This is a genomic window from Streptomyces humidus, assembly GCF_014649655.1.
Lineage (GTDB): Bacteria > Actinomycetota > Actinomycetes > Streptomycetales > Streptomycetaceae > Streptomyces > Streptomyces humidus.
The window spans coordinates 120,664-135,475 of record NZ_BMTL01000018.1 but is presented as its reverse complement, the minus strand read 5'-3'; the positions used below and the strand labels follow the sequence as shown (position 1 = coordinate 135,475).

Sequence of the window (14,812 nt, the reverse complement as noted above, 5' to 3'; positions counted from 1 at the left end):
GTCGCGCGCAGGGCCCGGCCCCCGGAAAGCTGAGCTTTCCGGGGGCCGGGCCCTGCGGCGTGCCGTCCTCAGATGACCTGGGGTTCGAAGTCCCAGTACGGGCGGTTTCGGGAGCGGGCCGAGACGGTGTGCGGATGCTTGCTGCCCAGCGTCGCGTCGAGGTCGGCGAGGGCCTCCTGCTCGGCCTTCTCGGCCTGCCGCCGGTCCCGCAGGCCGCGCAGGTCCGCCGCGTGGGCGATCCGTGCCGACAGGGTCAGCGGATGGGTGCGGCCGAGCGACTCGACGGCGCGGGTCACGGTGTCCCGGCTGAGGTCGGCGGCGCTCTCGGTGTCGCCGACGATGTTGCGCAGGGCCGAGGCGTTCAGGGCGCAGCCCAGCGTCCAGGGATGGTTCTCCCCCACCGCCTCGGTCATCGCCGCGAGCGCCTGCTCCAGGAGGACGTGCCCGGCCTCCCGCTCGCCGACGTTGCGCAGGATCAGCGCCTGGTTGGCCCGCGCGCCGGCGACGAAGGGATGGCCCTCGCCGAGCATCACCTCGTAGCGCGCGACGACGGCCTCGCTGAGCTCGCGGGCCCGGTCGATGTCGCCGTGCTCGCGGGCGTAGCAGCTCTGGGCCGTCGCGAAGATCAAGGTCAGCGGATGGGTCTCGCCGAGCACCCGCTCGCCGCGTTCCAGCACGCTGGACAGCAGGTCCCCGGGCTCCTGCGGGTCGGCGCCGCGGTCACGGCGGCGGTCGCGGTCGCCGAGGCGGTAGCGGCACAGCGCGAGGTTGTGCTCGGCCTTGAGGGTCTGCGGGTTGTCGCGGCCCAGCACCCGGCGGATCTCGCCCACGTTGTTCGCCTGGATGGACTCGGCCTCGGTGTAGTTGCCGAGGAGGCGCAGGTCGATGGCGTAGGAGATCTCGGAGCCGAGGGTCCACGGATGCCGGGCCCGCAGCAGCTGGCGCCGGGACTCCATGGTGCGCCGGTCGTGTTCCAGGGCCTCCTGGTAGCGGCCGAGGAGGCGCAGCGAGACGGCCAGGTTGTTGCGGGAGTTGAGGCTGCGCGAATCCTGTTCGCCGAGCAGTTCGCGGTAGGCGACCAGCACCCACTCGGACAGTTCCAGCGCCTCGTCGTAGCGGCCGAGGCCGCGCAGGTCGGCGGCGAGGCCCGCGGCGGCCCGCAGGTGCTCCAGGTCCTGGGACCCGCGCTCGGCCTTCAGGTGCTCGGCGGCCGCACGGCTGAGGGCCTCGGTGCGCGCGTAGTCGCCGGTGGCCCGCAGCAGGTTGGTGTAGTGGTAGGTCAGCTCCCAGATCCTGGGGTGCGTCGGGCCGAGCAGCTCGCGCCAGGCGTCCATCGCGCGTTCGCCGAGCTTGATTCCGGCGTTGTACTCGCCGGAGAAGTACATGTAGCGCAGGCAGTTGAAGACCAGCCGCTGCACGTTCGGGTCCTGGGTCTGCAGCACGTCCGCGTACTTCAGGTGCGGCACGATCTCGGCGTACCCGGGCCACAGGTCGGGGTCGGTGGGACGGCGCGGGTCGGCTCCCGCGAGGGCCTTCCGTACGACGTCGACGAACTCCTTGCGGTCCGCGTCCGGCATGTCCTTGTGCACGATCTGGTGGACCATGCGGTGCAGGTACAGCGACTCCCCGGACACGGAGCCCTCTTCGCCCGCGGTCTCGTGTGACTCGAGGCGGACCACCGAGTACTGGCGGAGCTGGTTGATCGCCTTGTTCCACAGCAGCGGGTCGTTGAGGAGTCCGGCGAGCTGTTCGGGCAGTTCGTCGCTGGACATCTCGCGCAGCAGGCGGACGGGGATGAAGCCCGGGGCGAAGAACGTGCACAGCCGCAGCAGGTCGACCGACTCGGGGACGGTCTCACGGAGTTTGTTCAGCAGTATCGACCAAGCGGTCTGGAAGGCGAGCGGGAAGTCCGCCGACACCTTCACGACGTCGTTGTCGATGCCGCCGTCCAGCAGGGCGATGTAATCCCGCACGGACAGGTCGGAGTCGTTCAGCCAGCCCGCCGTCTGGTCCAGCAGCAGCGGCAGGTCCTCCAGCGCGTCCGCGAGCTGGCTCGCCTCGGCCTCCGACAGCCGGGGCGCGCGGCGGCGGATGAACGCCACCGACTCGTCCCGGGCGTACACGGGCACCTCCAGCAACTTGCTGTTGTGCTCGGTCCATTCGGGGTTGCGGGAGGTGATCAGGACATGGCCGGGGCCGGTCGGCACCAGGTCCCAGACCTGGTCGGGTTCGTCCGCTCCGTCGAGGATCAGCAGCCAGCGCCCGTAGGGGTCGCCGCGGCGCAGCGCGTCGCGGACGGCGCGCAGCCGTTCGCCGTACTCCTGGCCGGTCTGCAGGCCCAGCTTCGGGGCGAGTTCGGCCAGCAGACGGCGGTAGGTGACGCGCTTCTCGGCGTTGACCCACCACACGACGTCGTACTCGGAGCCGAACCGGTACACGTACTCGGCGGCCATCTGGGTCTTGCCGACCCCGGACATGCCGTGGAACGTGACCACGCCGGCGCCCGGCTCCGCGCCCTGGAGGAGGTGGTAGGCGTCGTTGAGCAGCACCTCGCGGCCGGTGAAGCGGGTGTTGCGGCGGGGCACCCCGCCCCAGACCTCGGGCATCGCCGCGGGGAAGCGGGGGCCGCGGCGGGCGGCGTCGGGGGTCTCGGGCAGCGGGTCGAGCGGCAGGTCGAGCCGGTCGAACAGGCGGCGCTCGGCCTCTTCGGAGCCCATGTTGGTGAGGTCGACCGGGGCGAGGACGGCGGTCGCCGCGGGCACGGACGCCGTGGTCACGGAGACGGCGGCGAACCGGGACGGGTCGGGGGCCACGACCTCGCGCAGCGCCGTGTTCCACTCCTCCTGCGTGCGGGGCCCGAGTTGGAAGTACCACTCGCTGACGACGATGAGGATGCGTCCCTCGGCGAGTTCGAGGTCGCGCAGCAGGTCGACCAGGGGCACATCCGCCGGGGAGTCCCAGCGCAGGTAGACGACCCGCAGGCCGCGCCGTTCGAGCCGGTCTCCGATCCAGGCCGCCCAGGCCCGGTTGAACCCCGCGAAGTGGATCGTGACCGTCTGCTTCGCGGACCTCCTCCCGGTTGCCCCGACCGGCGTACGAGCTCCAGACATGCAGCGGCCTCCAGCACGTAGTACCTCGAAAATCGTAGGACCTCGGCGCGGCGCGCGTAAGTCCGCGGACCCGTTCGGCGCGCGCCTCGGCCCGACGATCTTCGCGCACCCGAGGGCGCCGCGCAGGCCATCCTCATCCTTTCGGGCGTGGCAGGGCGGGAGCATGACGCTGCGTCCACAGGGCGCGCGCGGCCTTCACGTACGCCTGGGCCCGGACGGTGTGGTCGCGGGGCGCCGGGTGTTCGGCCATGCGTTCGTAGGCGGCGGCCATCTCGTCGACGAACCGGCGTCCGGGGACGGTGAGGTCGGGCGAGGCGACGAGGGCCGGCAGGGCCGCTGCCACCTGGGCGCGGTAGCGGGCGTGCCGGGACCAGGCGTACTCGGCGTCGGGGGGCGGGGTGACGAGTGCCCGGCGCTGGAAGTACTCCGCGAGGGCCAGATGCGAGTAGACGCCCTGCAGCAGGCTGTCGTAGGGCCGGGGAGCGGTCTTCCAGGGGGCGAAGTAGCGCGCTTCGGAACCGGCGTGATGGAGCGTCACCAGATCGCCGAGGGCCGCGAGTTTGGCGTGGTGCAGTTCGTGGACGACGGTGGCCGCCAGGGCCACGGCGTCCTGCGGAGGGCTGGCGAGCAGGGCGCCGAACGCCTCGTGGCGGGTCGCGCTGCAGCTGTCCCGCCCGTCGGCGCCCGCGCCGGGCGGTCGCTCCAGCGGGACCAGGCAGCGCAGCAGGGCCGACGCCTCGGTCACCCGCTGCTCGCCGCCGGTGCGCAGTGCGGCCGCGGTGCCGGACCAGGCCTGCAGCCACCGCTTGCGGTCCGCGTCGTCGAGGGTGGCCGGGCCGCCGAGCGTGCGGTGCCGGGGACCGGGTGCGCCCCGGTACGGGTCGAGGTCGTCCAGGGGCATGGGGGCGGCGTCCGGCAGCAGCCCGGGCAGGGCGTGCGCGGACGTCCAGGCCAGGGCCCCGGACCAGGCCCCGATCCCGCTCTCCAGGTGCACGACGACGTCCGGCACGCCGGACTGACGGAACGTCAGCCTTCCGTCCCGGTGCCCGAGGCCGACGGGGGCGTCGCCCGGGGCGGCCGTGCGCAGGGAGCCGAGGGAGGGCAGCGTGAGCACGCCGGCGCGGGCGGTCAGGCGGACGGCGAAGGGGATTCCGGCACGGGCCGCCGCGACGGCGGCGACGGCGCTGAAGTGGGCGAGGTCCTGCCGGAGCCTGCGCGCTCCGCGCCCGTCCGGGGAACGCTCGCGGTGGTCGAGTCCCCGCAGGCAGCTCAGGGCCCACGGGCCGGTGAGGGGATGGAAGATGCGGGCACGCGCGGGCGAGAGCGCGCCGCCGGGCGGGTGGACGGCACCGGGCGGGTGGACGGCACCCGGTGGGTGGTGGTGGGCGCTGGGCGGGTGAACGGCGCCGGGCGGGCCGGGGTGGGCGGCCGACGGACGAGGGGCGCCGGGTGAGTGGCGGCCCCCGGGCGGGCGAGGGGTGGCTGCGGGGGACGGTGCGCGGTCGGCCTCGGCGAGCATGGCCCAGTCCTCGCGCAGCCGCGCCTTGCGCTCGGCGGGGCAGACAGCGGGATCCGCCGCGTCGACCGCGTCGAGCACGGCGCGCAGCAGGAGCAGCCGCCGGGTGTCCTGGTCCCGCACCAGGAGCGCGAGCGTCCCGGCGCCGCCCCCGGTGCTCCCGAGTTCCACGAGAGCCTCGTCCGGGACCGACGACGCGATCACGAGGCGACCTCGTCGCGGACCGCGGGGGTCGCGTCCGTCGCGAGTCGGGCGGCGACGTGGTGGATGAGGCGCTGGAGATCGGCGCAGTACACGGACGGGTTGCGGAAGCCGTGGCCGGCCCGGTACCGGTGGGCGTAGTGGCCGCCTCCGCAGACCCTCAGCAGGGGGCAGGCCCGGCACCGGTCCGCGAGGGCGGCGGCGCCCGCCTGCCGGGCCGCCACCGCGGGGTGCCGCAGCGCCTCGTCGAACGCGTGCCGGAAGACGTCCAGGCCGGTGCGGGCGGCGCCGTCGTAGGCCGACTTCAGGGAGTCGACCTGCTCGACGGATCCGTCGGTCTCCACCACGACCGCGTCGAAGGGCGCGAGCCCCAGGGCCTCGGTGGCCGAGGGCAGTCCCAGCAGGAGAGCGACGCACTCCTCGAAGAGGCGGATCCGCGTCTCCCGCCTGCCGGCCGTCCACCAGCGGTCGAAGACGGCGCACAGCCACTCCCCGTGCCGGGCGCCCGCCCAGTGGGGCGGCGGGGCGGACCAGTTGCCGTGCGGCAGCAGCAGGTTGAGCGCGGGCGGGCGCAGGGTGAGCAGCGACTCGTACGTCTCCACCGGGTCCAGCGTGACGTCGACGACGGTCAGGACGCCGGCGTACGCCTGCGGGGCGCGGTCGGCGAGCAGCAGGGCCCCGCGTGAGGCGGCCGGCCAGGACGGGCGTCCGGCGTGGTCGACGCGCCGCGCGTTGTGCGCGGCGAGACCCCCGTCGAGGCTGACGCCGATCCGCAGGCCGGAGTCGGCCAGGACGGCGAGCCGCCGTGCGGTGAGGAGGGTGGCGTTGGTCTGGACGACGGCGTCGACGGTGCAGCCGGCCGGGACGCGGTCGCGGACCAGCGCGGTGAAGCGGGCCAGCGTCCCGGCCCCGGCCAGCAGGGGTTCGCCGCCGTGCAGGACGAGCGAGAGCGAGGTCAGGGCGTGGGCACGGGCGTGCTCGGCGATCCGGGTCGCGGTGCGGTCGAGGACCTCGGGAGCGGCGGCCGCGGGTCGGGAGCGCCAGGTCCGGTCGGGGCCCGCGTAGAGGTAGCAGTAGGTGCAGGCGAGGTTGCAGCGGCCGTGCACCTTCACGATGAACTGCCGGAAGGCCTGTCCGGACACTCCAGCACCCCCATGCCTTCGCCCCTGTGCGCCGCACGGGGGCGCTTTCCCGGACCGACGCCGGGCACAAACCCCGCCAGACCGTTTTTGTCCGAGTCGCGCACACATCAGCCCAGAACTGACGACAAACGATCGAATCAGCTCACGCACCCGCTTCTCCGGGGCGGCGACGCACACCGACTCCCGGCCTCGCACAGCCCTCGCATCGTCCTCGCACCGGTCCGGAGGCGGACTCGGCGGGCGCGGCTCTCGGGCGGCTCGAGCGGACCGGCTCGACAGCTCAGCCGGTGCGGGCGACACGGCAGCTCCGGTCGGTCCAGGCCGCTCGGGCGGTCCTGGCGGTTCAGGCCCTCGGGCGACACGGCAGTTCGAGCCGGTTCGGGCCGTGGACCGGCGTGGTGTGGCCGGGCGGGGTCAGAGTACGGAGTCGAAACCCCACAGCGTCTCGCTCGACAGCCCCGCCCGGTCGCGCAGCTCCGCGACGACCTCGCGCAGCACGGGATGGCCGATCGTTCCCAACTCGGTCAGATCCAGGGCCAGCAGATCCGGCAGCGGCTCCGGCAGAGGATCCGGCGCGAAGGTCTCGTCCGGCGCCCGCGGCGCCACGGCCGTCCCCGCCGCGCGCGTCATCCCCGTGGGCTCGCCCCGTACGTCCATGCCCGTCCCTCCCCGTTCGCCGGGCTCATGTCACCCGCTCCAGTGCGGCCAGCCGCGCCGCCGTGTCGGCGGGCGTCGGGCCGTCGGCGACCAGACCGCCCTCCGGCAGCCGCGACCACTCCTTGCGCGCGATCCGGTAGGCCTCGCGGGCCGCGCGCGGCCGCGCGGCCGCCTCATAAGACCTACCCCGCCAGTGGTGCGCCTGCGCGCCCAGTTCGACGGCCTCCTGACGGCGGCGATCGGTTTCGGCCACCTGTTCCGCCTCCCGAGCGGCCTCCGCCGCGTCCCGGAACGCGTCGACCGCGAGGTCGAGGCGGGCCGGACGGCGCAGGCTGCGATAGGCCTCGTACTGGACCTGACCGAGGTCCAGGCTGCAGCGCGCGGCCAGCAGCGGGTCCTCCGCGTCCGCTGCGGCGAGGCCGAAGAGGTGCTCGGCCTCACGCAGGTCGACGCGGTCCCCGCGCAGCCGGTAGCGCAGCATCAGCGCGCGGCCGAGCAGCAGCAGCCGGTGGGCGACCCGGCGGCTGCCCGCCGGGGTCTCCATCCGGCAGTCCCGCAGGACGCGGATCGCCCGGGACAGCATCCCCTGGGCGCGCGCGTACGGGAGCCCGGCCAGCCGCAGCAGCGTCTCGCCCCATTCGGCGAGGACGTCCGCGTGCGCGGGCGCGTCCCGTGACATGCGCTGAGCGGCCTGCTCGAAGCGGTCCGCGGCCGCCTCCAGTTCCGCCGGTTCGCCCGACTCGGCGTAACGGGCCACGGCGATCCGGCCGGCCCGCGTCAGCAGAGCCGCCCGCTGGCCCTGTTCGCGCACCAGGGCGAGAGCCTCGTCCACCCTGGCCTGGGCGTCGCGCAGCGGGCCGCCCGCCTGCAGCAGCGCGTCCACCAGGTCGAGCAGGATCCGTACGCGCGCGCGTGCCGACTCGGCGTCGTAGGGCTCCGCGTCGGAGTCCAGGGCGTTGCGCAGGGACTGCGCCCCCTGCTCGGCGTAGAGCCGGGCCTGGCCGGGGTCGGCGGTGGCGCCGGACAGCCGCAGCAGGATCCGGCCGTGTTCCAGGGGCAGTTCGGGCGGCCGCTGCCGGCGGTCGGGCCAGACGTCGGCGAAGGCCTCCAGCATGCCGACCGCGCCCTGGAGCAGGGCGCTGTCCCCGCCGAGCCGCCACTGCGCCTCCAGGGCGCGCACCCGTTCCAGGGTGAGCTTCAGCGCCTGGTTCTCGTCGAGGCCGGGGGCCGCGCAGGCGACGGCGTACTCGCGGTCGGCGCGGCGCAGCAGATCCAGTGCGCCGGTCGGATCGCCGTGCCGCCTGCGGTCGGTCGCGGCCGCGTGCAGCACCCGGGCCAGCACGGCTCGTTCGTGCAGTCGGCGCGGATGCGCGGCGGCCCGTTCCGCGGCCGCCTCGGCCTCCTGAAGCAGCTCGTCGCCGCCCTGCACCTCCCACAGACGCAGCGTGCAGTGCGCGTACTCGGCCCACAGTTCAGGGTCCGCGCCGGCGGGCCGCTCGCGGCCGGTGGCGCCGCGCAGCAGCTGCACGGCGTCGATGACGTCCTGGATCATGCCCTCGGCGTCGAAGCGTTCGATCAGCGCGCGGGCGCGGCGGACCGCCTGGTGGGTCGGCCGGTCCGCGTCCGGTCCCGGGCCGGTCCGGGCGCCGTGGCTCTCGAACTGCTCGGGCAGCGGCATGAACCGGCGCAGGACGCGTGCCGCGACCTCGGCGAACGGCTGCGGCACGGGGGTCTCCTCGCCGGTTCCGCCGTGGTCGGCGTGGTCGGCGTGGTCGGCGGGCCGGACGGCCGGCGCGTACGGGCGGCCCGCACCGCTGTCGCCGAGCTGGGCCAGGGCGAGGGCGGGGAAGTTGGGGCCGCCCTTGCCGAAGCGCTGCTCGATGTACTCCGAGCAGTGCTTGAGCACGAGCATGGCCTCGTCGCGGCCGAGCCGGGACAGCAGGGCGTCCCGGATGTCCGGCTCGATGCCGTACCACTGGGCGCCGCCGTCGGCGTGGTCCTCGGACGCGCGCGTCAGCAGACCGCCGACCAGCACCTCGGCGAGGTCGGACGGGCCCGAGTCGGGCAGCATCGTGCGCTGGACGAGCTGCATCACCGGCAGGCACAGCGGCGCGGCGGCCAGCTGGACGGCGAGCCGTCCGGCGGCCGGGGAGGCGCTGGAACTGAACCTGCTGACCCGCTCGAAGGGCGTGCGACGCCGGTCCGCGCGCGGGGCCGGCGCGGGCTGCTGGTCCGCGCGCACCCAGCCGACGGCGCCGGGCACGGGCCCACCGCCGGCCAGCAGTCCGGCCCAGGCGCCGAGGGCCACCGGCTCGGGCGGCAGCACCGGCACCGGCAGCGCTCCCCCACGGGCCTCCGCCGGGACGCCCGCCGGGGTGCGCACGGACAGTGCGGCGGCTCCGCGGAGCGTCTCGCCCCGGCTCAACTCGCCGAACATCACGGGCAGTCGGGTGCGGTTCCACAGGCGTTGCGGCAGCGGCTGGAGCACGGCGACCGGCCCCTGGCGGGAGAGGTGGTGCAGCAGCCGGTGCGCGTGGCCGCTGTGCCACAGGGGCCCCGCGCAGTCGCTGACGAACAGGACGATCCGGCGGCCGGTGGGGTCGCTGAGCCGGTCCGTGGAGTGCAGCGGCGCCGCGTAGGCGTCGGGGCTGCGGCTGACGGCCGCCTCGCCGTCCGGGCCCTGGTGCAGATGGCTGACGCGGATGTCGGAGAAGGCTCCCAACTGGCCGAACACCTGTTGCAGTTCGACGAAGAGGCGGTCCCACACGCGCATCGACGAGGAGGCGTCCAGGACCAGTTGGAGCCGGGCGTCGCGCCGGGTGACGGCACGGTGGACGGGCAGGATCAGTCCGCCCGCCTGCGCGCTGCGCTCCGCCGTCGCGGTCTCGTCGAGGCGTGTGCGCAGGGGCGGTGCGGGGCTGCGGTAGCGCTGCAACCGCCTGAGCGCGCGCTGGAGTTCGAGCAGCGACGGCAGTGCGGGGGCGGCGGGCACGCCCACCGGCAACGCGGTGGTCCGGCTCGCGCCCCGGCCACGCGGCGCCCCGTCCTGCGGCACCGGGTACAGGCTCACCCGCCCGTCGGGCGTCACGTCCTGCGGCGGCCGTCGCGGGCGTTCGCTCCGGTCCCTCCGGTCGCTCCGCGGCGATGTGGTCGCGGCGCGGCCGTGCGGTCCGCCGGGCCGCGCCGGCCGCCCGTCGCGTCCGGACCGCGTCTCGTCTGCGTCCGGCGCGGCCGCCGGCCGGGCCCATCGGGCCAGCCACAGCGCGTCGCACAACTGCGCCACATCGGGGTCGAGTCCGACGCCGCGCAGTCGCGCGACGAGCTCGGCGAGCGGATCGCCGCCGTGCGCCGGCGGGGGTCCGGCGTCGGGACGGTTCCCGTCGGGCGGGACGGGGCCGTGACGGGCCGCTGCGTCGGGCATCAGGCCCTCACCTCGGGCGGTCGAGTCGCTGGACGAGCAGGTCGGCCAGGCGGTCGCGGCTGGGCGGCGCGGCCGCGTCGGTGAGGTAGATCGCGTTCAACAGCTGGTCCGCGGCGAGGAGTTCACTGCGCGACCGCTCCAGGAACCGGGTGATCAGATCGTCCCCCGCGCGTGCCGCCTCGTCACCGAGATGAGCGCGGACGAAGGTGGCGAGCCGGTTGTGGTCGGGGCGCCCCAGCTCCAGGTGGATGCACCGGCGCATCAGCGGGGCCGGGAAGTCGCGCTCCCCGTTGCTGGTGAGCACCACGAACGGGAAGGCCCGGCAGCGCACCCGGCCGTCGCGGACCCGGACCTTCACCCCGTCGGCGGTCAGCACCTCCGCCTCGCCGTCCGGCAGCCGGTCGGCGACGCGCTCCAGCTCGGGGATCGCGAACTCGCCCTCCTCCAGGACGTTCAGCAGGTCGTTGGGCAGGTCGATGTCGCTCTTGTCGAGCTCGTCGATGAGCAGCACGCGCGGGGTGTCGGACGGCAGCAGCGCGGTGCCGAGCGGCCCCAGCCGGAGGTAGCTGCCGATGCCCTCGACCGCGCCGGGCGAGCCGGCCGCCGACCCGAACCCGCCCTGTGCGGCGATCTGGACGTCCTGGAGCCTGGCGATGGCGTCGTAGTGGTAGAGCCCGTCCTGGAGGGCGGAGCGGCTGACGATGGACCAGCGCAGCACGTTGCCGAGGCCGAGTTCGTACGCCACCGAGTGGGCGAGGGTGCTCTTGCCCGCGCCGGGACTGCCCGTGACGAGCAGCGGACGGCGCAGATAGAGCGCCGCGTTGATCATCTCCAGCTCCTCGGCGCCCGGCCGGTGCAGTTCGGCCAGATGCCGGTGCGCACCGAGCCTGCGGTCCTCGGACCCGTCGCCGGAGCCGGCGGCGTCCCGGCTGGTGAAGTCCCGCCAGGGGGGCGGAGAGGGCAGCCGCTCGATCCCGTCGTGCGGTTCGCCGGCGCCTCGGTAGATGAGCCACTCACTGGATTCGGTCATGATCCGGTCCTCGTCACTCGTCCACCGCCGCGGCCGTCCGAACGTGCATCACGTTATCCATCCTGAGAGTGCCTGGTAAGGGGCCGATGAGCCCCGCGGGCGGCTGGGTTCAAGGGGCCTCCAGCAGGTCGCCGGCGCCCGGGAGGGGATGGTGGGGGTCGTCGTACAGCAGGGCCACGCCGTCGGCCCAGAAGGTCTCCGTGCGTCCCGCGCGCAGCCGCATGCGGAGGTCGTGCACGGCCTCGGGGAGGTGATGCGCGCTGGCCGGTTCGGCGATCTCGTCGATCGTGCCGCGGTGGAACTCACCGCACACGGCGTCGGGCCGGCCGCGCCGACGGCGCCACAGGGCCACCCCGTAGCCGCCGAGGACGATCCGGGCGAGTGCCTCCGCGTCGTCCTCGTAGCGGAGGTCGCCGTACCGGCAGAGCACCGGGACGGTGCCGTGCGACAGGGCGCGCAACTGCTCCACCGACGGCACGGGTTTGCGCAGGCCCTCGTCGCAGTCCAGGACTTCGGCCCGCGCGCGGTGGGCGTGCAGCCAACGCCAGCGGGCCCGGCGCTCCTCCTCGAGGTCGTCCCGGCCGTCCAGGTCACCCCAGTCGTCCACGTCGCCCCAGTCGTTCGGTTCGTCCCGCGACGCCCGCACCGACGCCTCCAGGCCGTCCCGCGCCTCCACGCCGTCCACGCCGTCCACGGCAGCCATGTCGCCCAAGTCGCCCATGCCGTCACCGGGGTGACGGCCGCGGGCCCGGTCGGGGCCGTCGCGGTCGGGCCGGAAGTGGTCCGGAGCGTCTACTCCATAGGCTCCATAGCCTTCATAGGCACCGTCCGCGCCGAACGCGCCGTACGCCTCCCCGGGGAGCCGGTCGCGGTCCGCGCAGCGCACGACGACCGGCCGCTGCGCACCCAACGGCTCCGTGTCGGGCGGGAGTTGCCAGGCGTCCACCTCGAGGCCCAGCAGCGCGTGGGGCAGCGCCACCTGCAACAGCGCGGGCCTGCCGGGCTCGTCGCAGTGCCGGAAGGCCTCCGCCAGCGGACCGGCCAGGTGCGCGGGCAGGTCGGCGAGAGGGGTGCGTTCGGCCTCGTGCAGCCGGACCGCCTCGCCGCCGGGCCCGGCGACCGAGACCGACCAGTCGCAGCGGTCCGGCTCCCAGCCGCGCCGAATGAGTTCGACCAGGGCGGACGGCCGCGCCGCACCGGCGACGGCACGGGCACGCACGCGTGCGTCGGACGCGATCCGCCGCTGCGGGACGCGCGGGCCGGGCCTCGCGGCGACGTCACGGCCCGGGCGTGGCGGGCGGGGCCCGCCGGGGACCGTGCCGGACCTGTCCAGGACCGTGCCCGGCCTGTCGAAGAGCGTGCCGGGCTCGTCGCCGTCCGACCGCCGCCGGGCCTCCTCCCGCCTGCGCAACCGCTCCATCCGCTGCTCGGCCAGGCCGGAGCGGTAGCGGGCGCTCAGGCGCTGCGCGGCCTGCCACACCCACACCCACAGGGCCTTCTCGGCGTCGGACGTGCTCGGCACGACGAAGGGGCGCGGAGCGGACATCGCGCGCATCGCGTAGTCGAGCACGAGCTCCAGCGCCCCGTCGTCACTGGCGCTCTCGTACAGCGCCCCGAGGCCGTCGCGCCAGCCGCGCGGCGCGGGCAGCGGGGTGGAGGCCTGGAAGTCGGGGAGCGAGTCGAGGATGTCCAGCAGGCCGCGGGTGCTCTCCGGCGGCGGGAGTTCGGCGAGCCGGCCCAGCAGCTGGATCCGCTCGTCCGGACTGAGCGTGCGGCCCGGACGGGCGCCGAGCCGGCCCTGCACGTCGGTCCACGTCTGGCGGCGGGACGCCGGGTGGCGCTGCCGGTCGCGGTGGTAGCGGTCGTGGGCATGGAAGACCGCCTGGTAGACGTCGCTGTGCTCGGCCGTCGCCCGCTCCCCGGGCACCCGCAGGGTGCGCAGTTGCTCGATCCCGGTGGACGTGCCGCCGGGCCGGTGGTCCGAGCGCGCCTTGAGCACGCCGATCACCTCGCCGCGCACGGGGTCGATCACCGGGCCGCCCGAGACGCCGTACGGCAGGTCGTTGTCGCCCAGGCGCATCTGCACGTCCGAGGACCAGCCGCCGATGGTGCCCTGCACCGTGAGCGTTCCGTCCATGACCTGGAGGCGGCCCTCGTTCTCGGTCCAGCCCGCGTACAGCACCCTGCCCTCGCCGTAGTAGGCCGCCGGGCGCTCGGAGACGTAGACGCACTCGTGGTCGACGACGGGTGAGGTCAGCTGGACCAGGGCGAGGTCCGGGGCCGGCCAGTTGCCGGCGGGCGCGGTCCGTCCGGCGTCGCCGGCGAGGTCGGGGAGCGTCGCCACGACCCTGCCGGGGGCCGTCGACACGCCGCGTCCCGGCGCTGTCTCATACACCACCGCGACCTCGCCCCCCTCCCCGCCGCAGGCCACATGTGCGCAGGTCAGAACCCAGTTCGGGGCGACGAAGAAGCCGCTCCCGAGGAACGTTGCGGGCTCCTCCAGGGCATACCCGACGACCGGGCGATGAATGCGCACCGTCGCCGCCACGACGAGTCCACGCAGCGCACGGCGGGCCGCATCGAAGGCGTTCGATGCGCCCGGGGCGTGCCCGCCCGTCACGCTCCGCCCCCGCCGCCGGGGCCGTCGCCGCCCCCGTGCATCGGCGCGCCGGGAGACGCCCCGGCGCGCCGAGCCGGGTCCCCGTCCGCCCCCGGGCCGCCCGCCGCCCGGCCGTCCGCCGCTGGGCCGTCCTGCGCGCGGGCGTCCGCAGCGGGGGGCGCGTCCGGTGCGCGGGGTGGACGGGGCGGGCGGGGCGGATGGGCCGGGTAGGGCGCGTGCGGCGCACTCGGCACGGGGTCGGCGGGGGCCGGGACACGTCCCGGCGGGACGTCGGCACGCGCGCGGGGCCCCGGCGCCGCGAGGGCCGCGTCCTCGGGCGCGGGTGCCCCCGTCGCGGTGCCTGCCCCCGTCGGAGCGCGCGTCGCCGTGGCAGGGGGCGGCGCGTCGAGGTCCGGCGGCCCGCTGTTCCAGGTGAGGGTCACGGTGATGCCCGCTTTGGCCTCGCCGTCGGCGAGCAGGCCGACGACCTTCCCGGCCTTGGCGGTCAGCTCGATGCCGAACTCGACGCTCACCTCGTCCGGCCGCACCGCGCGCAGCGGCTCCGCCAGCGACCGTGCGACTCCCGTGACGAGCGCGTGCAGGCTCTCGACGCTCGCCTCCACCCGCTCCGCGAACCCGGTGTCGCTGTACGACAACCGCCCGGACGGCGCGGACAGCTCGCCTGCGCCCGAGATCCTGGCCCATACGGGCGTCCCGTCCGGCAGCGCGATGCGCGCCACCCGTGTCACGTCCTCACCGCTCATGGCACTCCCCCGCTTCCCCTGTCCCCCTGCGCCTATCCTTTTCCTGTCCCCTCCGCACCGGAGAGCGACCCCTTCCTCCCCTCACAGGAACAAGGGTCCTTCCCCCGAGGGGGGATCCCTATCCCTGCGACGCACCCACGGAGCACGATCCATGTACTTCACCGATCGCGGAATCGAGGAACTCGAGAAGCGGCGCGGCGAGGAGGAGGTCACCTTCGAGTGGCTCGCCGAGCAGCTGCGGACGTTCGTCGACCTGAATCCGGACTTCGAGGTACCGGTGGAACGCCTGGCGACGTGGCTGGCACGGCTGGACGACGAGGACGACGAGTAGGGGCGGGCCGTTCACGGCCGGCTGCACGAAGAGGGGCGTCG

9 protein-coding genes are annotated in these 14,812 nt (G+C 75.1%); 1 reads left to right on the top strand and 8 read right to left on the bottom strand.

Going from position 1 to position 14,812, the window contains the following annotated elements; genetic code table 11:
* Positions 1-68: 68 nt before the first annotated feature.
* The 8 genes from fxsT to IE239_RS43265 form a co-directional block, all read right to left on the bottom strand.
* Positions 69-3,110: an FxSxx-COOH system tetratricopeptide repeat protein gene (fxsT, locus tag IE239_RS21825; protein WP_190151047.1), complete on the bottom strand. Its 3,042-nt coding sequence runs from the start codon at positions 3,108-3,110 to the stop codon at positions 69-71.
* A gap of 133 nt (positions 3,111-3,243) precedes the next feature.
* The gene (locus IE239_RS21820) at positions 3,244-4,827 is read right to left on the bottom strand and encodes an aKG-HExxH-type peptide beta-hydroxylase (RefSeq protein ID WP_190151089.1); all 1,584 of its coding nucleotides are present in this window, start codon (positions 4,825-4,827) and stop codon (positions 3,244-3,246) included.
* Positions 4,827-5,969, bottom strand: coding sequence for an FxsB family cyclophane-forming radical SAM/SPASM peptide maturase (locus IE239_RS21815; protein WP_229878231.1), 1,143 nt, complete (start codon positions 5,967-5,969; stop codon positions 4,827-4,829). Before IE239_RS21815 ends, IE239_RS21820 begins: the two co-directional genes overlap by 1 nt.
* Positions 5,970-6,383: 414 nt before the next feature.
* Positions 6,384-6,626 (bottom strand): FxSxx-COOH cyclophane-containing RiPP peptide, encoded by a 243-nt coding sequence (gene fxsA / locus IE239_RS21810; protein ID WP_229878230.1) that lies wholly within the window; start codon positions 6,624-6,626, stop codon positions 6,384-6,386.
* A 25-nt stretch (positions 6,627-6,651) separates the two neighbouring features.
* On the bottom strand, positions 6,652-10,047 hold the full coding sequence (locus IE239_RS21805; RefSeq protein ID WP_190151045.1) for an SAV_2336 N-terminal domain-related protein: 3,396 nt from the start codon (positions 10,045-10,047) through the stop codon (positions 6,652-6,654).
* Between the two features lie 7 nt (positions 10,048-10,054).
* The gene (locus IE239_RS21800) at positions 10,055-11,077 is read right to left on the bottom strand and encodes an AAA family ATPase (RefSeq protein WP_190151044.1); all 1,023 of its coding nucleotides are present in this window, start codon (positions 11,075-11,077) and stop codon (positions 10,055-10,057) included.
* A gap of 109 nt (positions 11,078-11,186) precedes the next feature.
* Complete coding sequence (locus IE239_RS42240; protein ID WP_229878229.1) at positions 11,187-13,697, bottom strand: VMAP-C domain-containing protein; 2,511 nt, start codon at positions 13,695-13,697, stop codon at positions 11,187-11,189.
* A complete protein-coding gene (locus tag IE239_RS43265; RefSeq protein ID WP_229878228.1) occupies positions 13,694-14,440 on the bottom strand; it encodes a CU044_2847 family protein in 747 nt (248 codons plus the stop codon). The genes IE239_RS42240 and IE239_RS43265 overlap by 4 nt, the downstream gene beginning before the upstream one ends.
* 151 nt (positions 14,441-14,591) lie before the next feature.
* Here IE239_RS43265 and IE239_RS21780 point away from each other — a divergent pair, with 151 nt between their 5' ends.
* Positions 14,592-14,771, top strand: a complete 180-nt coding sequence (locus tag IE239_RS21780) for a DUF6104 family protein (protein WP_003992906.1) — start codon at positions 14,592-14,594, stop codon at positions 14,769-14,771.
* Positions 14,772-14,812: the final 41 nt, after the last annotated feature.